The sequence below is a fragment of the Tessaracoccus pujii genome, assembly GCF_055326215.1.
In genome coordinates this window covers 46,974-70,241 of sequence record NZ_JBUZNP010000004.1, presented here as the reverse complement: position 1 = coordinate 70,241, position 23,268 = coordinate 46,974, and the positions used below count along the sequence as shown (strand labels likewise).

The window sequence follows — 23,268 nt, the reverse complement described above, 5'->3', positions numbered from 1 at the left end:
GCCCGAAGAGGGCCGTGCAGCTTCCGCTGCACGGCCCTCTTCGCGTTCCCGGCGGGGAGGGCTCAGCCCCGCTTCTGGATGGCCACCCACTCATCCCGCAGGCCCACGGTGCGATGGAAGTGCATCGGCTCGTCCAGATCCGCGGCGAAGTAGCCCAGGCGCTCGAACTGCACCACCTCACCGGGCCGCGCGTCGAGCAGCGCCGCCTCAACCTTGGCCCCGGCGAGCACCTCGCGTGAGTCGGGGTTGAGGTCGTCCAGGGCCTCGCCCGTCGCGTCGCCCGGAGCCTCGGCGGTGAACAGCCGCCCGTACAGCGCCACGGTGGCCGACACCGCGTGCGGCGCCGACACCCAGTGCATCGTGGACTTGACCTTGCGGCCGTCGGGTGAGTTGCCACCCTTGGAGGCCGGGTCGTAGGTGGCGAGCACCTCCACGACGTTGCCCTCCTCGTCCTTCACGACGTCGGTGGCGGTCACGAAGTAGGCCCCCCGGAGGCGCACCTCGCGGCCGGGCGAGAGCCGGAAGTACTTCGGCGGGGGCACCTCCTGGAAGTCCTCCCGCTCGATCCAGAGGTCGCCGCTGAACGCGACGCTGCGGGTGCCGTCGTCGGCCCGCTCCGGATTGTTCGCCAGCTCGAAGTGCTCCACCACGGGCTGGCCGGCCTCGTCGACCGGCCAGTTGGTGATACGCAGCTTGAGCGGGCGGATGACCGCCATCCGGCGCTGGGCAGACGTGTTGAGTTCGCGTCGGACGTAGCTTTCGAGGGCCTCGATGGACTGGCGCGAGTTGGTGCGCGTGGTGCCCACCTCTCGGCAGAAGGCGCGGATGGCGGCCGCAGGGTAGCCCCGCCTGCGCAGGCCGCGCAGGGTGGGCATCCGGGCGTCGTCCCACCCGTCCACCACCCCGTCCATCACGAGCCTGGCCAACCGTCGCTTCGACGTGACGGTGTGGGTGAGCTCGAGGCGGGCGAACTCGTACTGGCGTGGGGGCTCGTCGACGCCGAGCCGGGCGAGGAACCAGTCGTAGAGGGGGCGGTGGGACTCGAACTCCAGCGTGCAGATCGAGTGGGTGACGCCCTCGATGGCATCGGACTGGCCGTGGGCCCAGTCGTAGGTGGGGTAGATGGACCACGCGTCCCCGGTGCGGTGATGCACCACCCGGCGGATGCGGTACATGATCGGGTCGCGCATCTGCATGTTCTCGTGGGACATGTCGATCCTGGCGCGCAGAACGCGGGATCCGTCGGCGAACTCGCCGGCGCGCATCCGGCGGAACAGGTCGAGGTTCACCTCCGCGGACCGGGTGCGGAACGGAGAGTCCACACCGGGCCTGCCGAAGCCACCCCGGCCGGCCGAGATGGCCTCGCCGTCCTGGTCGTCGACATAGGCATGGCCCTCGGCGATGAGCTGCTCAGCCCAGCGGTAGAGCTGCTCGAAGTAGTCCGAGGCGTAGCGGACGTCCGCCGGCTCGTAGCCGAGCCACTCGATGTCCTCGACTATGCCCTCGACGAAGCTGGTGTCCTCGGTCTCGGGGTTGGTGTCGTCGAGGCGGAGGATGCAGATGCCGCCGAAGTCCGCCGCCACGCCGAAATCGACGACGATGGCCTTGGCGTGACCGATGTGCAGGAATCCGTTGGGTTCGGGTGGGAACCTCGTCTGCACGCGTCCGCCCCGCTTCCCCACGACGACGTCGGATCTGACGGCGTCGTAGATGAAGTTGGAGGGGGCGGGGGAGGGGTCGGTCATGCCGGTAAGTTAGCATGCCCCCCGCGTCGCGGACGCTCAGCCGGCGGTGGCGATGAGCTGGTTGACTCCAAGGATCACGACGACGGGGATCGCGACGATGACGGCGAGCAGGACGAGCGCGAGGCCGCCCACTCCCATCCAGTACTTGACCGATGCCTGGCGCACCAGCTCGCGGTTCTCGATGGTGCGGTTGAGCAGCCTGAGGTTCTTCTTGTTGGATCTGAAGGCCACGTCGAAGAAGGCGCCGATGAACGGCACCATGCCCACCAGCCAGTCCAGCACCGAGTTGCCGACCATGCGGGTCAGCACCGGGAGCGGGGCCCGGAGGCGGATGGCGTCGACGAGGACCACCCCGCCGAACACGGCGCCCACCGCGGTGCCGGCCCAGGGGATCAGCGACAGCACGGGGTCCAGCCCCACGCGCACCTTGGTACCGGGCACCTGCACCAGGTCGTCGAGCAGGTAGCTGAACGCGCGGGTGAGCTGCGCCGGCTTCGGGGGCGGCGCGTCGGCGAGGTCCGCGCGGATCTTCCCGCGTGCGGCGTCACCCACCACGCCCTGCGCGTGCTGGAGTGCCTTGGCGGGGGTGGGGCCCGGTTCGGTCGTCATGGGTCCAAGTTTGCCCGATAGGGTGAAGCCACTATGAGCGCCACTCCCAGCCCCGCCCGAACCCGCGTCGCACCCTCACCTACCGGCGACCCCCACGTCGGCACCGCCTTCATGGCGCTCTTCGACCTGGCGTGGGCCCGCAAGACCGGTGGCGCATTCGTGCTGCGCATCGAGGACACCGATCGCAACCGCCTGGTGGAGGGTAGCGAGCAGCAGATCTACGACTCGCTCGAGTGGCTCGGTCTGCGGGCCGATGAGGGCCCGCACATCGGTGGCGAGTACGGGCCTTACCGGCAGTCGGAGCGACTGGACACCTACCGCCCGTTCGTGGACCAGCTCCTCGCCGAGGGACATGCCTACCACTGCTGGTGCTCGCCGGAGCGCCTGGCGGAGCTCCGGAAGGAGCAGGAGGCGCTGAAGCTGTCGGTGACCGGGTACGACCGGTTGTGTGTGGGGAAATCGCGCGAGGAGCGGGCAGCGCTGCCGGGCTTCTCGGAGACTCCTGTGGTGCGGATGCTCATCCCCGACGACGTGCCGCTGGAGTTCGAGGACATCGTGCGCGGCATCGTCAGGGCACCTCGGCCGGATGACCAGGTGATCCTCAAGGCCGACGGCTTCCCCACCTACCACCTGGCGGTCGTGGTCGACGATCACCTCATGGGGATCGACACGGTGGTGCGTGGGGAGGAGTGGATCTCGTCCACGCCCAAGCATGTCCTGCTCTACGACTGGCTCGGCTGGGAGCGGCCCGCGTTCGCGCACATGCCGCTGCTGCGCAACACCGACAAGTCCAAGATCTCCAAGCGGAAGAACCCCGCCGCGCGCCTCATGTGGTTCAAGGAGCAGGGCTATCTCCCGGAGGCCGTGCGCAACTTCCTGCAGCTCCTCGGCTACGCCGGCGACGAGGACGCCGAGGTCAAGAGCTTCGACGAGTTCGTGGCCGACTTCTCGTGGGACAAGGTCAACACCGTCGGGCCCATCTTCGACCTCAAGAAGCTGGACTGGCTCAACGGGCACTACATCCGCGCCCTCAGCGCCGGTGAGTTGGCCGACCGCATCCTGGAGTTCGAGCGGGAACGGTGGGCCCCGACTGCGGAACAGGCCGAGCTCCTGCGTCGCGCCGTCCCGATCATCCAGGAGCGCCTCGTCCTGCTCAAGGACGCGCTGCCCCAGCTGGACTACCTGTTCGTCGACGACGCCGCGCTGAGCCTCGAGGAGGAGGCCGTGGCCGCCCTCCCGGACAGCGCCGGGGCGGTCCTGGATGCCGCCGTCGCCGTCGCGGAGTCGGTGCCGTTCGACGCGGCCTCCATCCAGGCCGCGTTGAAGGAGCGCATCGTCGAGGGGATGGGGATCAAGGCGAAGTTCGCGTTCGCGCCGATCCGTGTCGCGGTGTCGGGGCGCCGGGTGTCGCCGCCGCTGTTCGAGTCGATGGAACTGCTGGGCCGCGAGTCGTCCCTGGCGCGCCTGAAAGCCCTGAGCGCAACCCTGCGCTAGGCAACGTCGACGTCCGACGTCACTCCCGGCATCTCCAAGGCGTGAGAGAGCGATCAGTCACGATGCGCCCACCTACTCGTCGAGGCCGCCGGCCCGACCCCGTCCCGCCCTGCCGGTGAACTCGCCTGCTTCATTTCCCCTGCGAAGCTGAGCGCGCCTCGGTCTGCTCGATGATGCGCCAGATGCCGTTGATCCAGTTGGACGACAGCGCGTCCTTCGCACCGTCCAGATCCTTGTTGATGAGGCAGGTGGCGATCGTCTCGTGCTCCACCGCGTGACGACGGATCTTCGACCCCGAGTCGACGATCTCGTACTCGTAGCGGTGTTCGGCCAGCTTGAGGGAGCGCAGGAGGGAGAGCAGTCGTTCGTTGGGGCAGGCGCTGGTGAGGAGCTCGTGCCAGTCGGCGTCCCGCATCGTCACCTCGCGGTGATCGGCCACGGAAGCCGGGAAATCGCGTGCCCACTCGAGTAGCTGGGGAGCGATGCGGTCCCACTCGTCCTCAGGGGTGAGGTCCAGAGCGAGGCATTCGAGCTGGGCGATGATGGGGGCCAATTGTGCGAGCTCGTCGATGCTGGCGGGCGCGAAACGGAAGCCCTTGCCCATCTCCGATTCGATCTGCCCTTCGGTCTCCAGCGCGATCAGCGCCTCCCGCAGTGGGGTGCGGCTGACTCCCAGCTCCGCGGCCAGCGCGGCCTCATTGATGCCGGTGCCCGGCGGGATCGACCCGCGCCGCAGCCGGTTGAGAAGCTCGTCGCGCACCTGCACCCGCAGGGTCTGCCTCTGAATCAGCACTCTTGCTCCGTTTCAGGGCCGCCTGCGTCCCTCCCGGGTTCCGGCGGCCACACATCAGTTTTGTGAAACCGGGGTCTGGGCCCTGGTCCACAGTGTACCGTGCTCCTACATTCAGTATACAAAATTCAGAATGCGAGGAGCTCCGATGAAGAAGCCCACGTTCGTCCTCACCACCGTCGCCGCCGCAGCAGTGCTTCTGTCAGGGTGCGCCATGGGCGGCACGGGGACCACTCCGCAGAGCGCGCCAAGCGTCGCCGTCAGCCCCTCCGGGGAGGTCTCCGGCGAGATCACCGTCTGGAGCTGGGACGTCGCGGCCGCTGCCCTGACGCGCTACGCCGAGGACTACGTTGCAGAGCACCCGGGCACCACGATCGATGTCGTCGATGTCGGGTACGACAACGCCTACGACAAGATCTCCGTCGGCCTGCAGGCCGGCACGGGATTGCCGGACCTGATCACCATGGAGACGGAGCGGATGCCCGGCTACCTCGAATCCTTCCCCGGCGAATTCGTCGACCTGACCCCCGCCATCGGAGCGGATGAGGCCGACTTCGACCCGTCCAAGTGGGCCGCGGCATCTGTCGACGGCAAGATCTACGCGATGCCGTGGGACTCCGGCACCGTCGCCCTCTACTACCGCTCCGACTACCTCGCCGAGGTGGGGGCCACCCCAGCGGACATCACCACGTGGGCCGATCTGACCGCGGTGGCCGAGAAGATCCATGCCAAGAACGGCGCCACGTTGCTGGACGCCGACCTCTCGACGGGCTCGATGTTCCTGCGCCTGCTGCAGCAGCAGGGGGCAGGTATCTTCGACGAGGCCGGAGACATCGTGATCAACTCCGACAAGGCTGTTTCGACCCTGACCTGGATGCAGGAGTTGCGGAGCAAGAACCTCATCAACAACGTCAAGGGCTGGGACGCCCGCGTCACCGCAGCGAAGGCGGGCAAGTCCGCCTTCCTCCCCGAGGCGGTCTGGTGGATGGGCACGCTCAAGGGCGACGCGCCCGAACTGAGCGGCACGTACGGGGTCGCGCCGCTGCCCACGTTCAACGCCGACGACCTCACGACCTCGAACAACGGTGGCTCCAACCTGGTCATCCCCGCCCAGGCGGCCAATGCCGAGCTCGCCATCGACTTCGCGTCCTACGTGCTCATGGATGTCCCGAGGCAGGTGGAGATGTCCGAGACTGACGGGCTGTTCCCGGCCTACCTCCCCGCCCTGCAGGACGCCGCCTTCGAGGCCGAGGACGAGTACTTCGGCGGGCAGCAGGCCTTGAAGGTCTTCGCCGACCTCACCGCGAGCATCCCGCCCGTCTACTTCACCGGCGACTACGCCAAGGCCAGCGAGATCGTGGCCAACGCGACGGTGGAGGCGATCCTGAACGGGACGGATGCCAAGGCTGCGCTGGACGGTGCCGCAGAGGCGATCGCGCAGCAGACCGGACGCACGGTCAGCTGAGGTCCGTGACCACCGCCATGGCGACGGGGCAGAGATCCCAGGCGACGCGGAGATCGCGTCTGTCCCGTCGCACCGCCCGCTCCGGTTGGCTCTTCGCGTCGCCCGCCGTGGTCCTGTTCGCGGTCTTCTTCGTCTACCCCCTGGCGGCCTCCCTGCTGCAGAGTCTGTACACCAGCGACAGGGGCGTCGCGGTGTGGGCAGGGGCCGGCAACTACGTGAAGCTGATGGGCGACGCACAGTTCCGCACCAGCATCGCCAACGCCCTGCTGCTGCTGGTCATCCAGGTCCCACTAATGGTGGGCCTGGCGCTGGGGCTGGCGACGCTGCTCAACCAGGCGTGGCTCAAGTTCCGCACCATGTTCCGGTTGATCCACTTCCTGCCGGCGGTGACCACCCTCGTCGCCTACTCGCTGGTCTTCCGGCTGATGCTGCAGACCGACGGCGGCATCGTCAACCAGTTCCTGGCCCTGTTCGGGGCGGCGCCGATCGACTTCCTCAACAACCCGCTCTGGGCCAAGGCGTCGCTGATCGCTTCCATGACCTGGCGTTGGACCGGCTACAACATGGTGCTCGTGCTCGCTGGTCTGCAGGCCATCGCCCACGAACTCTACGAATCGGCGGCCCTCGACGGCGCCGACGGGTGGCGCACCTTCCGGCATGTGGTCATCCCCGGGGTCAAGCCCGTGCTGCTCTTCGTGTCCATCACGTCGACCATCGGCACGCTGCAACTCTTCGACGAGAACTACACCCTCACCGGCGGGGGACCCTCCGATGCCACACTCACCCCGGTGCTGTACCTGTACCGAGTGGGCTTCCGGCAGTTCGACTTCGGCTACGCCTCGGCCATCGCCTGGGCAGTGGTGCTGATCATCATGGTGCTGTCCCTCGTCCAGTTCTGGCTCACGAGGGGCAGCGATGACTAGCCACGCCCATCCCATGGTCAAGGTCGTCAGCTACCTGGTGCTCCTGGGGGGTGCCGTCGCGTCGATGGTGCCGTTCGCCTGGATGATCATCGCTGCCACCCACACCACCGCTGACCTGTTCGGTACCCCGCCGCCGTTGGTGCCGGGCGACCAGTTCCTCGTCAACCTGGTGCGCCTGCAGGAGTCGACGGGGTTCGCGCGTGTGATGGTCAACTCGCTGCTGATCGCCGTCGTCTACACGGTGTTCAGCTCGCTGGTGTCGGCCATGGCCGGGTTCGCCCTGGCCAAGTACCAGTTCCGGGGCCGGAACCTCGTGTTCCTGTTCATCATGGCCACCATGATGATCCCGATGCAGGTGCTCCTGGTGCCGCTGTTCCAGATCATGGCCTCGCTGGGATGGATCAATACCTACCAGGCTGTCATCATGCCCTTCCTGGCGAGCGCGTTCGGGATCTTCCTCATGCGGCAGTCGTTCCTGAACTTCCCCACGTCGATCATCGAGGCGGCCCGGATCGATGGGGCCAGCGATCTGCGCATCTTCTTCACCACGGTGCTCCCGATCGCCCGGCCGCAACTGGGCGCACTGATGATCTACACGTTCATGTCCCAGTGGAATTCGTTCCTGTGGCCGCTCCTGATGCTCAACGACGAGGCCATGTACACCATCCCGGTGGCCCTCAACACCATGGTGGGCCTGTCCCGCGTCGACTACTCCGGCCTGATGATGGGCTCTCTGCTCACCACCATCCCCATGCTCGTCATCTTCCTGCTGTTCCAGAAGCAGTTCGTCGCCGGCCTACTCGGCGGCGCAGTCAAGGGCTGACTCTCTCCCACCCAACCACGACTCGAAGGACCCGCCATGGCAGTTGTCCATCCCTATATCCCCAACAGCGCGCCGCAGGCCAAGCGGGCCATGCTGGCCGCGGTCCAAGCTGAGTCGGTGGAGGACTTCTACGCCGAGATCCCCTCGCATCTGCGTTTCGACGGCGTGCTGGACCTTCCGCCGGCCATCCTCACCGAGCACGAACTGCGTCGACACTTCACCCAGCTCATCAGCGTCAACTCATCCTCCGACGAGGTGCTGAGCTTCCTCGGACAGGGCACCTACCCGCACGCGGTGCCCGCCGTGGTCACCGAGGTGATCAACCGCGGGGAGTTCCTCACTGCTTACGCGGGCGAGCCCTACGAGGACCACGGGCGATTCCAGGCGTTGTGGGAGTACACCTCACAGCTTGCGGAGGTGCTGCAGACCGACGTGGTCACGGTCCCCACCTACGACGGCTACCAGGCCACGGCCACCTCCCTCGCGATCGCGGGCCGGGCCACGGGGCGGCGACGGGTGCTGCAGGTCAGCGACGTGCTCGACGACAAGCTCGCGCGGGTGCGCGACTTCGTCGACCCGAACCTGGACCTCGTCCCGGTTGCCCCCAAGGACGGGGTGGCGGACCTCGATGCCGCTCGCAGCGCGGTGGCGGACGACCTGGCAGCGATCTGGGTGGAGTCGCCGTCCGCGCACGGTGCGGTGGAACCGAACCTGCGCGAGCTGGCCGCCCTGGCCCATTCCGTCGGGGCGCTCCTGATCGTCGGCACAGACCCCATCGTCCACGGCGTGCTGGAACCGCCGGCCGGTCAGGGCGCCGACATCACTTGCGGTGACATCCAGTCCCTCGGCCTCGGGCAATGGTTCGGCGGCGCACACGCGGGCTTCATCGCCATGGCCGACGACCCGCGCCTCGTGATGGAACTGCCCGCCCGCCTGTTCGGCCTGGTGGCCACGTCCGTGCCCGGCGAGTACGGATTCGGCGACGTGGCCTACGAGCGCACCTCGTTCGCCGTCCGGGAAGACGGCAAGGAATGGGTGGGCACAGCCGCAGCGCTGTGGGGGATCGCGGCCGGGGTCTACCTCTCGCTCATGGGCCCCGACGGGATGGCGGAACTCGGCGAGACGCTGGTGCTGCGCACGCGGTACGCCCAGACCCGGCTCGCGGACGCAGGGTTCCCCACCACCGACGACGCGCTGCACATCCGGGAGTTCAGGGTGCGCACGCCCGTGCCGGCGGCCGAGCTGGTCGCCGCCGCCAGGAGCCGGGGCGTTGAGCCGGGCGTCGTGACCGGCGAACACCTCTTGACGATCTGCATCACCGAAATCCACACCCAGGCCGACATCGACCTGCTCGTCGCCACCCTGGCCGCGGCCGCGAAGGAGAACTGACATGACCGACACCCCAGGACTGCCCGTCGCGGCGAAGCCGGGCCTGCGCCGGTTCCACCAGGCCCGCTGGGACGAGCCGCTGGTGTTCGAGCTCTCGGCCCCCGGCGAGCGCGGCGTGCTGGTCGCCCGGCCCGAGGAGGAGGTCGTGGCCACCACCGGCGGCCTCGACGCGGTGCTGCCCCCGGAGCTGAGGCGCACCAGCCCGATGGGTCTCCCCGAGATGGGCCAGATGCGGGTCCTGCGCCACTACGACCGACTCTCGCAGGAGAACCTGGGCGCCGACCTGAACGTGGACATCGGACAGGGCACCTGCACCATGAAGTACTCGCCCAAGGTCAACGACCAGCTGGTCAACACGCCGAAGCTGCGCGACCTGCATCCGCTGCAGGACCCGGACTCCGTCCAGGGTGCCCTGGCGTTGTTCTGGGAGACCGAGCAGATGATGTGTGCGATCTCGGGCATGGCCAGGGCCAGCATGCAGACCTCCGGCGGCTCGGGCGCCATCTGGGCCAACGTGGCCATGATCCGGGCGTATCACGCTGCCAACGGGGAAGCCGACCAGCGCCGCGAGGTGATCACGACGATCTTCAGCCATCCCAGCAACGCCGCGGCCGCCAAGACCGCGGGCTACGACGTCATCACGCTCTACCCCGATGCTGACGGCTACCCGGACCTGGATGCGCTCAGGTCGGCCATCGGCCCGCAGACGGCGGCGCTGCTGATCACGAACCCGGAGGACACGGGCATCTACAACCCGCGCATCCGCGAGTTCGTCGAGGCCGTGCACGAGGTGGGGGCTCTGGCCTGCTACGACCAGGCCAACGCCAACGGCATCCTCGGCATCACCCGCGCCCGCGATGCGGGCTTCGACCTGTGCCACTTCAACCTGCACAAGACCTTCTCCACGCCCCACGGCTGTGGCGGGCCCGGCGGTGGCGTCAGCGCGGTGGCCGAGCACCTCGTCGACTTTCTGCCCTACCCGTTGATCACCAAGGTGGGGGAGCGCTACGAGCTCGACTACGACCGGCCGCGGTCGATCGGCAAGATCGGTCCCTTCTACGGGGTGACGCCGGTGATCGGCCGCGCCTACGCCTGGATCCGCGCGCTGGGGCCCGAGGGGCTTCGCGCGGTCAGTGAGATCGCCGTGCTCAACAACAACTATCTCCTCAAGCGGGTGCTGGAGATCCCCGGCGCGTCGGCCCCCTACGCCGCAGGGCGGCGGCGGATCGAGCAGGTGCGCTACTCGTGGCAGGAGTTGTACGAGGACACGGGGATCAGCACGGAGCAGATCGGGATCCGCATGTCGGACTACGGCATGCACTACTGGTCCAGCCACCATCCGTTCGTCGTCCCCCAACCCTTCACGCTGGAGCCCACCGAGGCGTACTCCATGGCGGAGCTCGACGAGTACGTGGCGACCCTGGCGGAGGTGGCGCGGCAGGCCCGCGAGGAACCGCGCACGGTGATCGACGCCCCTCACCGCCAGACGATCCACCGGATGGTCAACGAGGAGGCGGACCTCGACGACCCCTCGCGGTGGGCCGTGACCTGGCGGGCGTACCAGCGCAAGTACGGGCAGCCGGGGTGACGCGGCGTCAGCAGGTGATCGGGCTGGTGGTCAACCCGGTGGCCGGGATCGGCGGGCCGGCCGCCCTGAAGGGCAGCGACGGGGCCCGGGTGCAGTCGCTTGCCCGCGACCGTGGATCCTCGTCCCGAGCTCAGGCGCGGGCGACAGAGGCGATCCGGAACCTGCACGGCCCCCTGCTCACGTCGGCCGGGCCGATGGGGGAGATCAGCGTGCTTGACGCAGGGCTGCCAGCCGAGGTGGTGCATGCCGCCGTCGGGCCCGAGACCTCGGCGGCAGACACCTCCGCCGCGGTGCGGGCGCTGGCCGACGCGGGAGCGACGCTGATCCTGTTCGCCGGTGGTGACGGCACTGCGGGCGACGTCGCGGCCGCGATGGAGGGCCGCTCCGGCGTCGCGGCGCTAGGCATACCCTGCGGGGTCAAGATGTACTCCCCGGTGTTCGCGGTCAGCCCCGCCGTGGCCGGCCGCATGGCCGCGGCCTGGCAGGGCGCAGCCGCACCCCGCACGGAGATCAAGGCGGTGCTCGACATCGATGAGGACGAGGTGCGCGCCGGTCGCGTCGTGCCCCGGCCGCGTGGGGAGCTGCGGGTGCCCGTCGCCGGGGGCCGGACTCAGGCGCGGAAGGTCGCCGCCGAGCAGGGCCCGGGGTCCATCCCGGCTGGCATCGCCTCTGCCGTGGCGGACCGCCTCCGACTGGGGAGCTGGCTGCTCGGACCGGGCAGCACGATGGAGGCCGTCGCCGCCGAACTGGGCATCGCCAAGACGCCCCTCGGAGTCGACGTCGTGCACGACGGCACCGTCGTGCTGGCCGACGCGGACGAGGAGCAACTTGTGGCATGGACGGCGGAGCACCCGTCCCGGGCGGTGCTGACCGTCATCGGGGGACAGGGCTTCCTGCTGGGCCGCGGCAACCAGCAGCTGTCAGGTCGGGTGCTCGCCCACCTCGCTACCCCGGCGCTCCTGGTGGTGGCGACCCCCGACAAGCTCCGCGGCCTTGCCGGGCCACTGCTCATCGACACCGGCGACGACCGGGTCGACGCCGCGTTGAGCGGCTACCACCGCATCATCACCGGGGTCCAGGACACCGCCGTCGTGCGGGCCGTGGCCGCCTCGACAGATCAGACACTCAGAGAGGAGTGAGCATGCTGTTGCTCAACAAGCGCGCCATCGTGACCGGGGGCGCAGGAGGAATCGGCGCTGCCACCTGCCGGGCCATGGCACGCGAGGGCGCCGCCGTCGCAGTGGTGGACCTGAACCGGGCGGCAGCCGAAGCCGTGGCGCAGAGCATCGTCGCCGAGGGCGGGCGGGCCGTCGGCATCGGTGCCGACGTCTCCGACGAGGCCGCGGTGGAGAGCGTGGTGGCGCGGGTTGCGGACGAGTTCGGCGGGGTGGACGTGGTGTTCAACAACGCGGGGATCGTGCGGCGGACCACAGCGGTGGAGACTGCGGTGGAGGACTGGGACCTCAGCTTCGCAGTCAACGTGCGGGCCATCTTCCTCATGGTGAAGCACACCGTGCCCCTCCTCGAGGCCGCCGGTGGTGGGTCGATCATCAACACCGGGTCCGGGTGGGGCCTCAAAGGCGGGGGCCGGGCGCTTCCGTACTGCGCCAGCAAGGGCGCCGTGGTGAACATGACGCGCGCCATGGCGATCGACCACGGCCCGGCCAACATCAGGGTCAACTCCGTCAACCCGGGTGACACCGACACCCCCATGCTGGCCGCGGAGGCCGACCAGATCGGGTGGGACATGCGCTCGTTCCTCGCCGACGCGGCGGATCGGCCACTGCGCCGCGTCGGGCTCCCCTCTGAGATCGCCGACGTGGTGGTCTGGCTGGCGAGCGACCGGTCGAGCTTCGTCACCGGCGCCGTCATCCTCGCGGACGGGGGCGGCAACGCCTGACCGGACGCCGTCGAAGGCTCCTGGATTCCAAGGTCGCGACGTTGAGTCTCCTCCGCTCAAGGGGCTTGACCTTGTAGTTGAGCGAGGTACACTCAAGGCAAAGAGTCCGGCACTCATGACACAGAAAGGACACGCACATGCCTGGCTTCGACCCCTTCCGCGACATCGACCGCCTCCTGAGCGACGTCTCTCGCACTCCGGCCTCCGTGGCGATGCCGATGGACCTCTACCGCACCGGCGACGAGTTCGTCGCGCACATCGATCTGCCCGGAGTGGATCCGGGGAGCATCGACATCGACATGGACGGCGCCACCGTGACCGTCCGTGCGGAACGCAAGTCGCCCGTCGAGGACGAGGGCGCGCAGTGGCTCACCCGTGAGCGGGCACTGGGCACCTTCGCCCGCCAGCTGACACTCGGCCGAGGCCTGGCCACGGACAGGATCAGCGCCTCGTACTCCGACGGCGTCCTGAAGCTCACCATCCCGGTGGCGGAGACCGCCAAGCCCCGCAAGATCGAGGTGCAGCACTCCGCGCAGGTCAACCAGATCGAGGGCAGCGTCGACGAGTCGCAAGCCGCGAGCTGATCGCTCCCGCAACGGCGGGGCGTCCCATCGGGGGCGCCCCGCCGTCGTGTCCCCGTGGTGTCAGCCGCGACCGTGGGGCGAGGCCCACCCACTCAGGTCCGGCCCCTTGGGCACGATGCTGAGCGGGTTGAGATCCGTGTGCACCACGTAGTAGTGCCGCTTGATCTGCTCGAAGTCCACGTTGGTGCCGAAACCCGGCGTCTGGTAGAGGTCGCGGGCGTAGCCCCAGAGGTTGGGCAGCTCGGTGAGCTTGGAGCGGTTGCACTTGAAGTGGCCGTGGTAGACGGGGTCGAAGCGCACCAGCGTGGTGAACAGCCGCACGTCGGCCTCGGTGATCGTGTCTCCCATGAGGTAGCGGCGCTCCGCCAGCCGCTCCTCGAGCCAGTCCATCGCCGTCCAGAGCCGGTCGTAGGCCGCGTCGTAGGCCTCCTGCGAGCCGGCGAAGCCGCACCGGTAGACGCCGTTGTTGACCTCGGTGTAGACACGGCGCATCACCTGCTCCATCTCGTCGCGGAGGTGCGCGGGCCACAGGTCCGGGGCGTCCTGCTTGTGGAACGCTCTCCACTCGAAGAAGAGGTCCTCGGTGATCTGCGGGAAGTCGTTGGTCACCACTTTCCCCGTGGGCACGTCGACGATGACCGGGACGGTGATGCCGCGCGGGTAGCCCGGGAAGCGCTTCTCGTAGGCGTCCTTGATCCGTGGGATGCCCAGGACCGGGTCCACGCCCCCGGGGTCCAGGTCGAAGGTCCAGGAGTCCGAATCATGCGTGGGGCCCGGCGTGCCCAGGGAGATCACGTCCTCCAGACCGAGGAGGTCGCGGACGATGATGCTGCGGTTGGCCCAGGGGCAGGCGTAGGCCGCGATCAGGCGGTAGCGCCCGGGCTCGACGGGGTGGTCGTCGGTGCCAGGGCGAGGCTCCGCCACGATGCGGGTGTCGATGTAGGTGGAATCGCGGGTGAACTCCCGGCCCTTGACGGAGTAGACGCCGCCGGTGGAGTGTTCGTCGTGCTCGCTCATGCCCCCACGATAACCGTCCCGGCAGCGCGTCAGCCGCGAAGCCAGGCCCGGACGGCCGTGACGCGGTCGTCGACCTCACTCTGCGAGGCCTGGGCAAGCGAGGGGCCGCCGCATTCGCGCCGCAGGTCCGCGTGCACGTGGCTGTGCGGCACCCCCTTGGCGCGCGCGTACTGCGCCACCAGCGAGTTGAGCTCCTTGCGCTTCGACGACAGGGCCCGGTGCAGCGCCACCTCCGGCTCGGCCTTGCGGTCGTCGCGCTCACGCCGCCTCAGCTGCCGGCGCTGCCGGTCCGCCAGCAGGGCGCTGACCTGGGCGGGCTCCAGCAGGCCGGGCAGCCCGAGGTAGTCCTGCTCGTCGGCGGAGGTGGGCTCGGCGTGCATGCCGAAGGCCTGGGAGTCGAACAGCACGTGGTCGAACGTGGCCGATGATTCGAGCGCCTCGAACTGGCCGAGCAGATCGTCGGACGCGGAGTCTCCGCGGTTGGCCTGCTCGATGAGGGCCTCCGTCTCGGCCCAGATGTCGACGGCATCACCGGACTTCGGCCTGCCGAGGACGTGGTCGCGTTGCCGCTCGAGGGTCGCGGCGTGCGCCAGCAGGACCGGGACGGTGGGCAGGAAGACGGTGGCCACCTCACCGCGGCGACGGCTGCGGACGAACCGGCCGACGGCCTGGGCGAAGAACAGCGGGGTGGAGGTGGCGGTGGCGTACACCCCCACGGCGAGGCGTGGCACGTCGACGCCCTCCGACACCATCCGCACCGCCACCATCCACCGCTCCTCCGAGGTGGAGAAGGTGTCGATGCGGGCGGTGGCCTTGGTGTCGTCGGAGAGCACGACGCAGGGCTTGGTGCCGGTCATCTCGTGCAGGAGACGGGCGTAGGCGCGCGCGGTGGTCTGGTTGGTGGCGATGACGAGGCCGGCCGCGTCGGGGACGTGCCGCCGGACCTCGGTGAGCCGCCGGTCGGCTGCCCGCAGCACGGCGGGGATCCACTCCCCGGTGGGCGCCAGGGCGGTGCGCCACGCGTGCGCGGTCAGGTCCCGGGTCATGGGCACGCCCAGGTCCGCGCCCAACTCGTCGCCCGACTTCGTCCGCCAGCGCATCTGCCCGCCGTAGTTCATGAACAGCACCGGCCGCACGACGTGGTCGGCGAGGGCCTCGGTGTAGCCGTACGTGTAGTCCGCCCGTGACTGCTGCACCCCGGGCGCCACATCGTCGTAGGCGACGAACGGGATGGGATGGTCGTCGGAGCGGAACGGTGTGCCCGTCAGCGCCACCCGACGGGTGGCGTGGGAGAACGCGTAGGTGATGGCCTCGCCCCAGCTCTTGGAGTCTCCCGCGTGGTGGATCTCGTCGAAGATCACCAGGGTCTCCTTCGAGTGGCAGAGCGCCTCGTACACGTAGGCGCGGGCCGCGACGCCCGCGTAGGTCACGGCCGAGCCGTGGTACTCCTTGGCCCGGCCGCGGCGCGACGAACCGCCCAGGCCCGGGTCCAGCTGGATGCCCACGCGGGCGGCGGCGTCGGCCCACTGGACCTTCAGGTGTTCGGTGGGCGTGACCACGACGATGCGGCGGATGGTGCGCGACGCCAGGAGGGCCGTCGCGATGCGCAGCGCGAAGGTGGTCTTGCCGGCGCCGGGGGTGGCCACGCACAGGAAGTCACGGGGCTGGTCCCGCTCGTACTGATCCAGCGCCGACGCCTGCCACGCGCGGAGCGATGACGCGGTGCCCCACGCCGCGCGTTGCGGGAAGGCGGGAGACAGGTGGTCCAGCGCGGAGGAAGACATACGGTCGGTGACTCTAGCCAAGAGGTGCGTCGGGGCCCAAGCCCCGACACGCCCGGGACACCCGGATCAGCGCCCCTGGGAGGCGCGCATCGACTCGTACGCGGCGAGGGCCCGGGCGCGGCCGTCGCTCAACGCGATCGTGGGTTCGCTGCGTTCGGTGAGGTCGACGTGCCACGAGACGGGGGCTGCAGCGGCGAACCGCCGGGCGCCTTCCGCCGACGGCGAGAGCCAGTGGCGGCGGTACGCGCCGCGCGGGTCGAACCTGGTGGCCTGGGTGTCGGGGTTGAAGATCCGGAAGTACGGGGAGGCGTCGGGTCCGCAGCCGGCCACCCACTGCCAGTTCATGGCGTTGGACGCCGGGTCCCAGTCGGTGAGCGTCCGTTCGAACCAGGCCAGGCCGACGCGCCAGTCGGTCAGCAGGTGCTTGGTCACGTAGCTGGCGGCGATCATCCGCACGCGGTTGTGCATCCGGCCGGTGGCGAACAGCTCACGCATGCCCGCGTCCACCATGTCCACGCCGGTGCGGCCGCGGCGCCAGAGTTCCGCGGACTCGCCGTCGCCGTCCCAGGGGAAGGACTCCCATTCGGGCCGCCAGCACCGCTCCCCGAGCGTGGGTGCCTCGGCGAGGAGGTCGCGGGCGAACTCGCGCCACGCCAGCTCGGAGAGGAAGGACTCCACCCCCGGCGCGCCGGCGCGCCACGCGGGCAGCGACGTGTGCCAGATCCGGCGGGCGCTGATCTCGCCGACGGCGAGGGCGTCGGAGAGCCCGGAGGTGGCGGTGCGCCACGGCTCGTCGCGCTGCACCGGGTAGTCGGTCACCGGCCCGTCGAGGAAATCGACGAGGCGACGCATCGCGGGCCCCTCGCCGGGCTCCACGGCGGCGGCCACGACGTCCCACCCGCGTCGCATGGCCTGGCGGGCCTCGGGCCAGTCCGGCCCCTCCGATGACGGCCAGTCGTCGGGGGAGGCGAGCTCCGGGGCTTCCAGGGGCGCGGTGATCGGGACCTGCTTGAGCGCCTTGAAGAACGGCGAGTAGACGCGGAACACGCCGCCGGACCCGGTGCGCACGGAGCCGCGGGGCACGAGGTCGGCCGCCGGGTGCAGGTGCAGGCGCGCACCGGACTGCCGCGCCGCGTCCTCGAGGCCATCGTCTGAGGAGAACGGGAAGCCGTGTGTGGTGTGGACCGATGACGCGCCGACCTCGCGGACGACGGCGCCGAGAACATCGTCGGGCCGTCCCCGGCGCACGATGAGCCGGCTGCCGCGGCGACGGAGTTCGGCGTCCAGGACGGGCAGGCTCATCACCTGCCGCTGGGCGGAGGCGGGGTGGGCGGCAGCCTCCTCCGGGTCGAGGATCACCAACGGCACCACGACGCCCTCCCCGGCGGCGGCCACCAGCGCCGGATGATCGTCGAGGCGCAGCACGCGCCGGAACCAGCAGATGGTGCTCATGAGGGCTCCTCGGCAGCCCGCCCGGACGGCGGGACGGTGGGGTCGGTGGGACTGTGGGGGTTCACGAGAGGCGCAGGAGGTGGCCGAGATCCCTGACCCCCAGCTCCTGGGCGAGCGCCAGGTACAGCTCGGCACAGGCCAGGGCGTCGACGACGGCGTCATGGCCGCGGTAGCGCGGGAGGCCCGCGCGGGATCGCAGCTTCCACAGGCGCAGGGCGTCGCGCGGGTGGTCCTCGTCGAACCCGAGGGCGCGGTGGCCCAGCACCATCGTGTCCACCGCGGGCACGTCGATGCTGACGCCGTGGAGCCGCCGCACCGCCGCGGTGAGGAAGCCCACCTCGATGGCCGCGTGGTGGGCCAGCAGGACCCGTCCGGTGAGCCGGTCGAAGATGGCCTCCACCGCCTCTGCGCTGGTTACGGCGTCGGCGAGTTCGTCGTCGGTGATCTGGTGGATGACGGCGGATTGGCCCACCTCCTGGCCTGGGTTGACGTAGAAGTTGGTGGCGGTTCCCATCGGGATGCTGAGTCCGGTCACGTCCACCATGCCCACAGAGAGCAGGTGATCCGTGCCGGGCGTGAGGCCGGTGGTCTCGAAATCCATGGCCAGCAGTGCCACCTCGGCCAGCGGCGTGTGGCGCGGCTGCGGCTCGGTGGTGAGGAAGCGGCGCAGCGCGCCCTCGGGCACCTTGGCCGCCGCGGCGGCGTTGGTGCGCCGGAACGGCCAGATCATGAGATGAACTGGGTCTGGAAGGTCACGGTGAGGGCGGACTGGGCCTTGCCGACGATGGAGAACGCGTCGCGCAGGTGGCGGCGTTCGAAGTCGGAGAGGTCCTCGGGGTCGATGTGGTTGTCGGGCTCCTGGCCGGCGGCCACCTGCCGGCCCTGGTGCTTGAGGCGCGTGTAGCCGAGGAACTCGTAGGCGTCGAGCAGATTGTCCACCTGGGCGCCGTGCTCGGCGGCCGCGAGGAGCCGCCCCCGGGTCGAGACCTGTGGCAGGCCCTTGTGGAGCGCGTGGATGCGGGCGACGTCGACGATGGGGTTGATGCCCCCGAGCTTGATGTCGAGCCGGGCGCGGTGCTGGCCCTTCTTCTCGACGACGAGGCCGCGCAGGAAGCCGATGGGCACCTCGGCGTCGTTGACGTGCTTGGCGAGGTGACCGAGGAAGCGCGTGGACGACGGCGCGGTCCGCAGGACGCGGTGCTGGAGCGCTGCGTAGAGGGTGTGGTCGCCGTGCACGGGCCGCATGTCGAAGAAGATCGACGAGTTCAGCACGGCCTCCGACGTGGGCGAGGCCAGCCAGGTGCCGAACTCACGGCTCCACGCCCCCAGCGTCTTGCGCCAGCGAGGGTTGGTGGCCATGGCCTCTCCCTTGCAGCGCGGGAAGCCGCATTCGACGAGCGCCGAGGTGACGAACTCGGCCAGCTGCCCGAAGTACCCGGAGTGCTCGTCGCGATAGTCGTCGCTGAGGATCAGCGCGTGGTCCTGGTCCGAGGCGAGCGCCTGCTCACCGCGCGCCAGCGAGCCGAGCGCCACCCAGCAGTAGGGAACGGGCGGCGGGCCGAGCCGCTCCTGGCCGAGGTCCAGCAGGCGCTGCCACAGCGCCTCGGTGGTCCGGCTGACGATGCGGGTGATGTCCTCGGCGGTGGCGTCCTGACGAAGCCGCCGGCCCACCAGTTTCGGCACGCGGGCCATGACCCGCGCCAGCCCGGCCGGGTCCGACTGTCGGGCGAGGTCGCCCACCACGTAGAGAGGGCTCGAGCGCTCGAGGCGCATGAGGTCGCCGGAGGTGACCATCCCGAGGATGGTGTCTCCGTCCATCACGGGCAGGTGGTGGATCCGGTGTTCCACCAGGTTCAGCAGCACGTCGAGCGCGAGGGCGTCGTGCGCGATGGTGTGCGGGGCCGTGGACATGGTCTCCGCGAGGGGTGAGGACGGCGGGACGGCCCGTGCCACCACCCGGCGCAGGTCCCGGTCCGTGAGGATCCCGACCAGCCGTTCCTCCTCGGTGACGAGGATCGCCGACACCCGGGCCTCGTCCATCGCCTGGGCGGCATCGCCCACGGTGGCGCCGGAGTGGATGGTGACGGGGGAGCGGGTGAGCATATCGGCCACCGGCATCTGCAGTACGGGGCCGCCCTCGGGGACCTGGCGGGTGACGTCGCTGAGCCGGGACTCGGTGAAGTACCGCCGCACCTCCGGCACGGCGACGAGTTCGCGCACCACGTCCGGGGCGAACGCCCAGAGCAGGGTGTCCTCGAGTGCGGTGAAGGTGAAGCGCGAGGGACGCTCCTCGATGATGGACGACTGGCCGAAGCAGGCGCCCTGCTCGTCGTGGTCGACGAGGTTGCCGCCGGCGTCGAGGATCTCGACGGCGCCCGAGCGGACCAGGAACATGGCGGTGGGCGCCGCGCCGGCGGCGAGTACCACGGTGCCGCGGCGGACGTAGCGTCCCTCGGCCCGCTGCGCGAAGGCGGCGATGCGCCCGGGTGGTAGGAGCGACCATGGCTCGCGGGCGGCGAGGAACGCGGTGATGTCGGCGAGCTCGGACACGGCGGATCCCCCTTGATCGGTCGGTGTCCGCAGCCTACCCCGGCTTGCGGTGGAGACCTCCGGTCTGTGGATAGGGTGAGGGGGCAGTCGAGCAGTGGAGGCAGAGAAGTGTCGGAGATCGTGTCGTTCTCACCTGGGTCGGGGAACCGGGTCCAGCCGCGGTCGCGGATCGCCTCGGATGCCCCCGAGATCGACCTGAGCGGCCGGTGGCGGTTCCGCTTCTCGCCGAGGCCGGATGCGGCCCCGCGGGGTGCCGCCGGCGTGGACTTCGACGACTCCGGGTGGGACGAGATCCCGGTGCCCAGCCACTGGGTGCTGCAGGGCCGAGACGACTGGGGCAGGCCCGCGTACACCAACGTCGACTTCCCGTTCCCCGTCGAGCCGCCGTTCGTGCCCGACGACAACCCGACGGGCGACTACCGGGTCGAGTTCGAGCTTCCGGCGGGCTTCGGCGAGCGCGTCCACCTCCGCTTCGACGGCGTCGAGTCGCTCGCCATCGCCTCGCTGAACGGGGAGCAGGTGGGCGTGGTGCGCGGCAGCCGCCTGGCGCAGGAGCTCGACGTCACCGCCCAGGCGAGGCCCGGGCGCAACGTGCTGCACGTGCGGGTGCACCAATGGTCGGCCGCGAGCTATGTCGAGGATCAGGACCAGTGGTGGCTGCCGGGCATCTTCCGGCCCGTGACCGTACTGGCCCGTCCCTCGGCCGGCGTCGACGACGTGTGGCTGCGCGCCGATGTCGACCCCGCCACGGGCGAGGGCCGCCTGATCCCCGAACTCCGCGCCTCCGCCGCGGCCTACCCGATCACCGTCACCGTCAAGGAGCTCGGCCTCGCCGCGACCTTCGCGTCCCAAGCCGACGTCGCCCCGATCCCGGCCGGGATCGTCGACCCGTGGAGCGCGGACCGCCCCCGCCTCTACGACGCCCAGGTGAGCAACGCCGCCGAGACCCGGACGCTGCGCGTGGGGTTCCGGCGGATCGAGATCGTGGGCCACGAGTGGCGCGTCAACGGCCGCAAGCTGCGCATCCGCGGCGTCAACCGCCACGAGTACGACCCGGATCACGGCCGCGTGTTCGACAAGGACTCGGTGCGCGCGCAGCTGCACCTCATGAAGCGGCACAACATCAACGCCGTGCGCACCTCGCACTATCCGCCGCACCCGGACTTCTTCGACCTCACCGACGAGATCGGGCTGTGGGTGATCGACGAGTGCGACCTCGAGACCCACGGCTTCGAGCGCGGCGGCTGGGTGGACAACCCCACCGACGACCCCCGCTGGCGAGACGCGCTGCTGGACCGGGCCGAGCGGATGTTCGAGCGCGACAAGAACCACCCGTCGATCGTCGCCTGGTCGCTGGGCAACGAGTCGGGGACCGGTGCCAACGCCGCGGCCATGGCCTCCTGGCTGCACCGCCGCGACCCCGAGCGCCCCGTCCACTACGAGGCGGACTTCGAGGGCCGCTACACCGACATGGTCTCGCGTATGTACGCCACCGTGGAGGAGATGGAGGACATGTCGGCCGGCATCGGGCGCAACCTGCACGGCTCGCCAGGACGCATGGCCGAGCTGGCCTCCCGGCCGATGATCCTGTGCGAGTACCTGCACGCCATGGGCAACGGCGCGGGCGCCGTCGTCGACTACGAGGAGCGCTTCGACACCCTCCCGCAGTGGCACGGCGGCTTCGTGTGGGAGTGGCGGGACCACGGGCTGCGCACCGCCACCGCCGACGGCACCCCGTACTTCGGCTACGGCGGGGACTTCGGTGAGGAGCTGCACGACGGGTCCTTCGTCTGCGACGGCATGGTGCTGGCCGACGGCACCCCCACCACGATGCTGGCGGAGTACGCCGCCGTCGTGACGCCGGTCAAGCTCACCATCACCGACGAGGAACTGGGTGTGGAGAACCGCCGACACGACGGCGACACCGCGGACCTGCGCATCGTGTGGCGCGACGAGGTGGACGGCCGCGAGGTCGCGTCCGGCGAGGTGGACATCCGCCCCGTCGCGCCCGGCGAGCTGGTGTGCGTGGAGCTGCCCCCGTTCCACCCGCCGGCGGCGGGCGAGTTGTGGCGCACCGTCGAGGCAGTCACCGCCGAGGACGGGCCGTGGGCCGGCGCCGGGCACGTGGTCAGCCGGGTCCAGTCGCTGCTCGCGGAGGCGCCCCGCGTTCCCCGCGCCCCGGTGACGGGCGAGCCGCCCGCTGCCGTCGAGGGTGTCTACGCGCTCGGGGCCGCCCGCTTCGACGCGCGTACGGGCGACCTCGTGGAGCTGGCAGGCCGCGACGTCCGGGGCCCCAGGCTGGAGCTGTGGCGCGCCCCTACCGAGAACGACTCGCTGACCGGGTTCAACTCCTACGTCGACGTCGAGGCCACCGCCTCCCGCGGCGTCGGAGCCCCGGCGCCCGCGTGGCTCGAGCAGTGGCGGGCGGCCGGCCTGGACCGCCTGCACCGCCGCGTGCTCTCGGTGACCCCCGGCCCGGGGCGCCTGACGGTGCTGCAGCGATACGCCCCGGCAGCCACCCGCCAGGCGGTGACACTGCAGCTCATCTGGAGCCTCGACGGCGACGCCCTGCGCCTCGACGCCTCCGCGGAGCCGACGCAGGGCTGGACGGGCACATGGCCGCGGATCGGGCTGCACTTCGAGCTGCCCGCCGGCCTCAGCCAGGCCGCCTGGTTCGGCACGGGGCCGCACGAGAGCTACGTGGATTCGGCCACCGCTGCGTACGTGGGCCGCTTCCAGTCCAGCGTCGCGGACCTCGTCGTCACCTACGCCGTGCCGCAGGAGAGCGGCCACAGGATGGACCTGCGCGAGCTTGCGCTGCCGGAACTCGGGCTCAGCATCCATGCGGACCGAGCGGCGGGCGAGCTGCCCGGCTTCACGCTGCGCGAGCACGACGCCCACCAGGTCACCGCGGCCAGGCATCCGCACGAGCTGCCGGCGTCCACCGCCACGCATCTGTATCTCGACGCGCAGCAGCACGGGCTGGGGTCACGGTCCTGCGGCCCGGACGTGCGACCCGAATACATGCTCCGGCCGAGGGCCGCAGCCTGGTCCGTGGGGTTCGTCGTCGGGTAGGTCGGACCAACGAGGGGGCGGGGTCGCGGCGGTTCCTACGAGGAGTAGTATCAATTCCATCGTTGGCGACACCGCGGTGG

The 23,268-nt window shown here is 70.2% G+C and carries 18 protein-coding genes; 10 read left to right on the top strand and 8 right to left on the bottom strand.

All coding sequences use genetic code 11. The features are described 5' to 3' along the window. Positions 1-62 precede the first annotated feature (62 nt). Complete coding sequence (locus ACZK5N_RS06715; RefSeq protein ID WP_459020305.1) at positions 63-1,745, bottom strand: glutamine--tRNA ligase/YqeY domain fusion protein; 1,683 nt, start codon at positions 1,743-1,745, stop codon at positions 63-65. Between the two features lie 36 nt (positions 1,746-1,781). Next, positions 1,782-2,354 (bottom strand): DUF4112 domain-containing protein, encoded by a 573-nt coding sequence (locus ACZK5N_RS06710; RefSeq protein WP_459020304.1) that lies wholly within the window; start codon positions 2,352-2,354, stop codon positions 1,782-1,784. A gap of 33 nt (positions 2,355-2,387) precedes the next feature. On the opposite strand from ACZK5N_RS06710, the gene gltX reads away from it, so the two are divergent. Continuing rightward, positions 2,388-3,848, top strand: a complete 1,461-nt coding sequence (gene gltX / locus ACZK5N_RS06705; RefSeq protein ID WP_459020303.1) for a glutamate--tRNA ligase — start codon at positions 2,388-2,390, stop codon at positions 3,846-3,848. A gap of 130 nt (positions 3,849-3,978) precedes the next feature. Here gltX and ACZK5N_RS06700 read toward each other — a convergent pair whose 3' ends face one another. Continuing rightward, complete coding sequence (locus tag ACZK5N_RS06700) at positions 3,979-4,641, bottom strand: GntR family transcriptional regulator (RefSeq protein WP_459020302.1); 663 nt, start codon at positions 4,639-4,641, stop codon at positions 3,979-3,981. Between the two features lie 145 nt (positions 4,642-4,786). On the opposite strand from ACZK5N_RS06700, the gene ACZK5N_RS06695 reads away from it, so the two are divergent. From ACZK5N_RS06695 to ACZK5N_RS06660, 8 genes are all read left to right on the top strand, one after another. Beyond that, complete coding sequence (locus ACZK5N_RS06695; RefSeq protein ID WP_459020301.1) at positions 4,787-6,103, top strand: ABC transporter substrate-binding protein; 1,317 nt, start codon at positions 4,787-4,789, stop codon at positions 6,101-6,103. A gap of 5 nt (positions 6,104-6,108) precedes the next feature. Continuing rightward, positions 6,109-7,026, top strand: a complete 918-nt coding sequence (locus tag ACZK5N_RS06690) for a carbohydrate ABC transporter permease (protein WP_459020300.1) — start codon at positions 6,109-6,111, stop codon at positions 7,024-7,026. Continuing rightward, entirely contained in the window at positions 7,019-7,849 is an 831-nt protein-coding gene (locus ACZK5N_RS06685) for a carbohydrate ABC transporter permease (RefSeq protein ID WP_459020299.1), read from the top strand. The genes ACZK5N_RS06690 and ACZK5N_RS06685 overlap by 8 nt, the downstream gene beginning before the upstream one ends. A 36-nt stretch (positions 7,850-7,885) precedes the next feature. Then, on the top strand, positions 7,886-9,238 hold the full coding sequence (gene gcvPA / locus ACZK5N_RS06680) for an aminomethyl-transferring glycine dehydrogenase subunit GcvPA (protein ID WP_459020298.1): 1,353 nt from the start codon (positions 7,886-7,888) through the stop codon (positions 9,236-9,238). Position 9,239: 1 nt separating this feature from the next. Next, positions 9,240-10,826 (top strand): aminomethyl-transferring glycine dehydrogenase subunit GcvPB, encoded by a 1,587-nt coding sequence (gene gcvPB / locus ACZK5N_RS06675; RefSeq protein WP_459020297.1) that lies wholly within the window; start codon positions 9,240-9,242, stop codon positions 10,824-10,826. Further along, positions 10,823-11,965, top strand: a complete 1,143-nt coding sequence (locus ACZK5N_RS06670; RefSeq protein WP_463624714.1) for an ATP-NAD kinase family protein — start codon at positions 10,823-10,825, stop codon at positions 11,963-11,965. The genes gcvPB and ACZK5N_RS06670 overlap by 4 nt, the downstream gene beginning before the upstream one ends. 2 nt (positions 11,966-11,967) lie before the next feature. Continuing rightward, positions 11,968-12,726, top strand: coding sequence for an SDR family NAD(P)-dependent oxidoreductase (locus ACZK5N_RS06665; RefSeq protein WP_463624713.1), 759 nt, complete (start codon positions 11,968-11,970; stop codon positions 12,724-12,726). 137 nt (positions 12,727-12,863) lie between these two features. Next, a complete protein-coding gene (locus ACZK5N_RS06660) occupies positions 12,864-13,310 on the top strand; it encodes an Hsp20/alpha crystallin family protein (protein WP_459020294.1) in 447 nt (148 codons plus the stop codon). A gap of 60 nt (positions 13,311-13,370) precedes the next feature. On the opposite strand, the gene ACZK5N_RS06655 is transcribed toward ACZK5N_RS06660, so the two are convergent. The 5 genes from ACZK5N_RS06655 to ACZK5N_RS06635 form a co-directional block, all read right to left on the bottom strand. Then, entirely contained in the window at positions 13,371-14,327 is a 957-nt protein-coding gene (locus ACZK5N_RS06655) for a glutathione S-transferase family protein (RefSeq protein WP_463624712.1), read from the bottom strand. 29 nt (positions 14,328-14,356) lie between these two features. Further along, entirely contained in the window at positions 14,357-16,111 is a 1,755-nt protein-coding gene (locus ACZK5N_RS06650; RefSeq protein ID WP_459020292.1) for a DEAD/DEAH box helicase, read from the bottom strand. A gap of 66 nt (positions 16,112-16,177) precedes the next feature. After that, a complete protein-coding gene (locus tag ACZK5N_RS06645) occupies positions 16,178-17,563 on the bottom strand; it encodes a cryptochrome/photolyase family protein (protein ID WP_463624711.1) in 1,386 nt (461 codons plus the stop codon). Between the two features lie 61 nt (positions 17,564-17,624). Continuing rightward, positions 17,625-18,293 (bottom strand): exonuclease domain-containing protein, encoded by a 669-nt coding sequence (locus tag ACZK5N_RS06640; RefSeq protein ID WP_459020290.1) that lies wholly within the window; start codon positions 18,291-18,293, stop codon positions 17,625-17,627. Next, positions 18,290-20,113, bottom strand: a complete 1,824-nt coding sequence (locus ACZK5N_RS06635; RefSeq protein WP_463624710.1) for a DUF294 nucleotidyltransferase-like domain-containing protein — start codon at positions 20,111-20,113, stop codon at positions 18,290-18,292. Before ACZK5N_RS06635 ends, ACZK5N_RS06640 begins: the two co-directional genes overlap by 4 nt. 108 nt (positions 20,114-20,221) lie before the next feature. Between ACZK5N_RS06635 and ACZK5N_RS06630 the strand changes: the two genes are divergently transcribed. Continuing rightward, entirely contained in the window at positions 20,222-23,188 is a 2,967-nt protein-coding gene (locus ACZK5N_RS06630; RefSeq protein ID WP_463624709.1) for a glycoside hydrolase family 2 TIM barrel-domain containing protein, read from the top strand. Positions 23,189-23,268 lie beyond the last annotated feature (80 nt).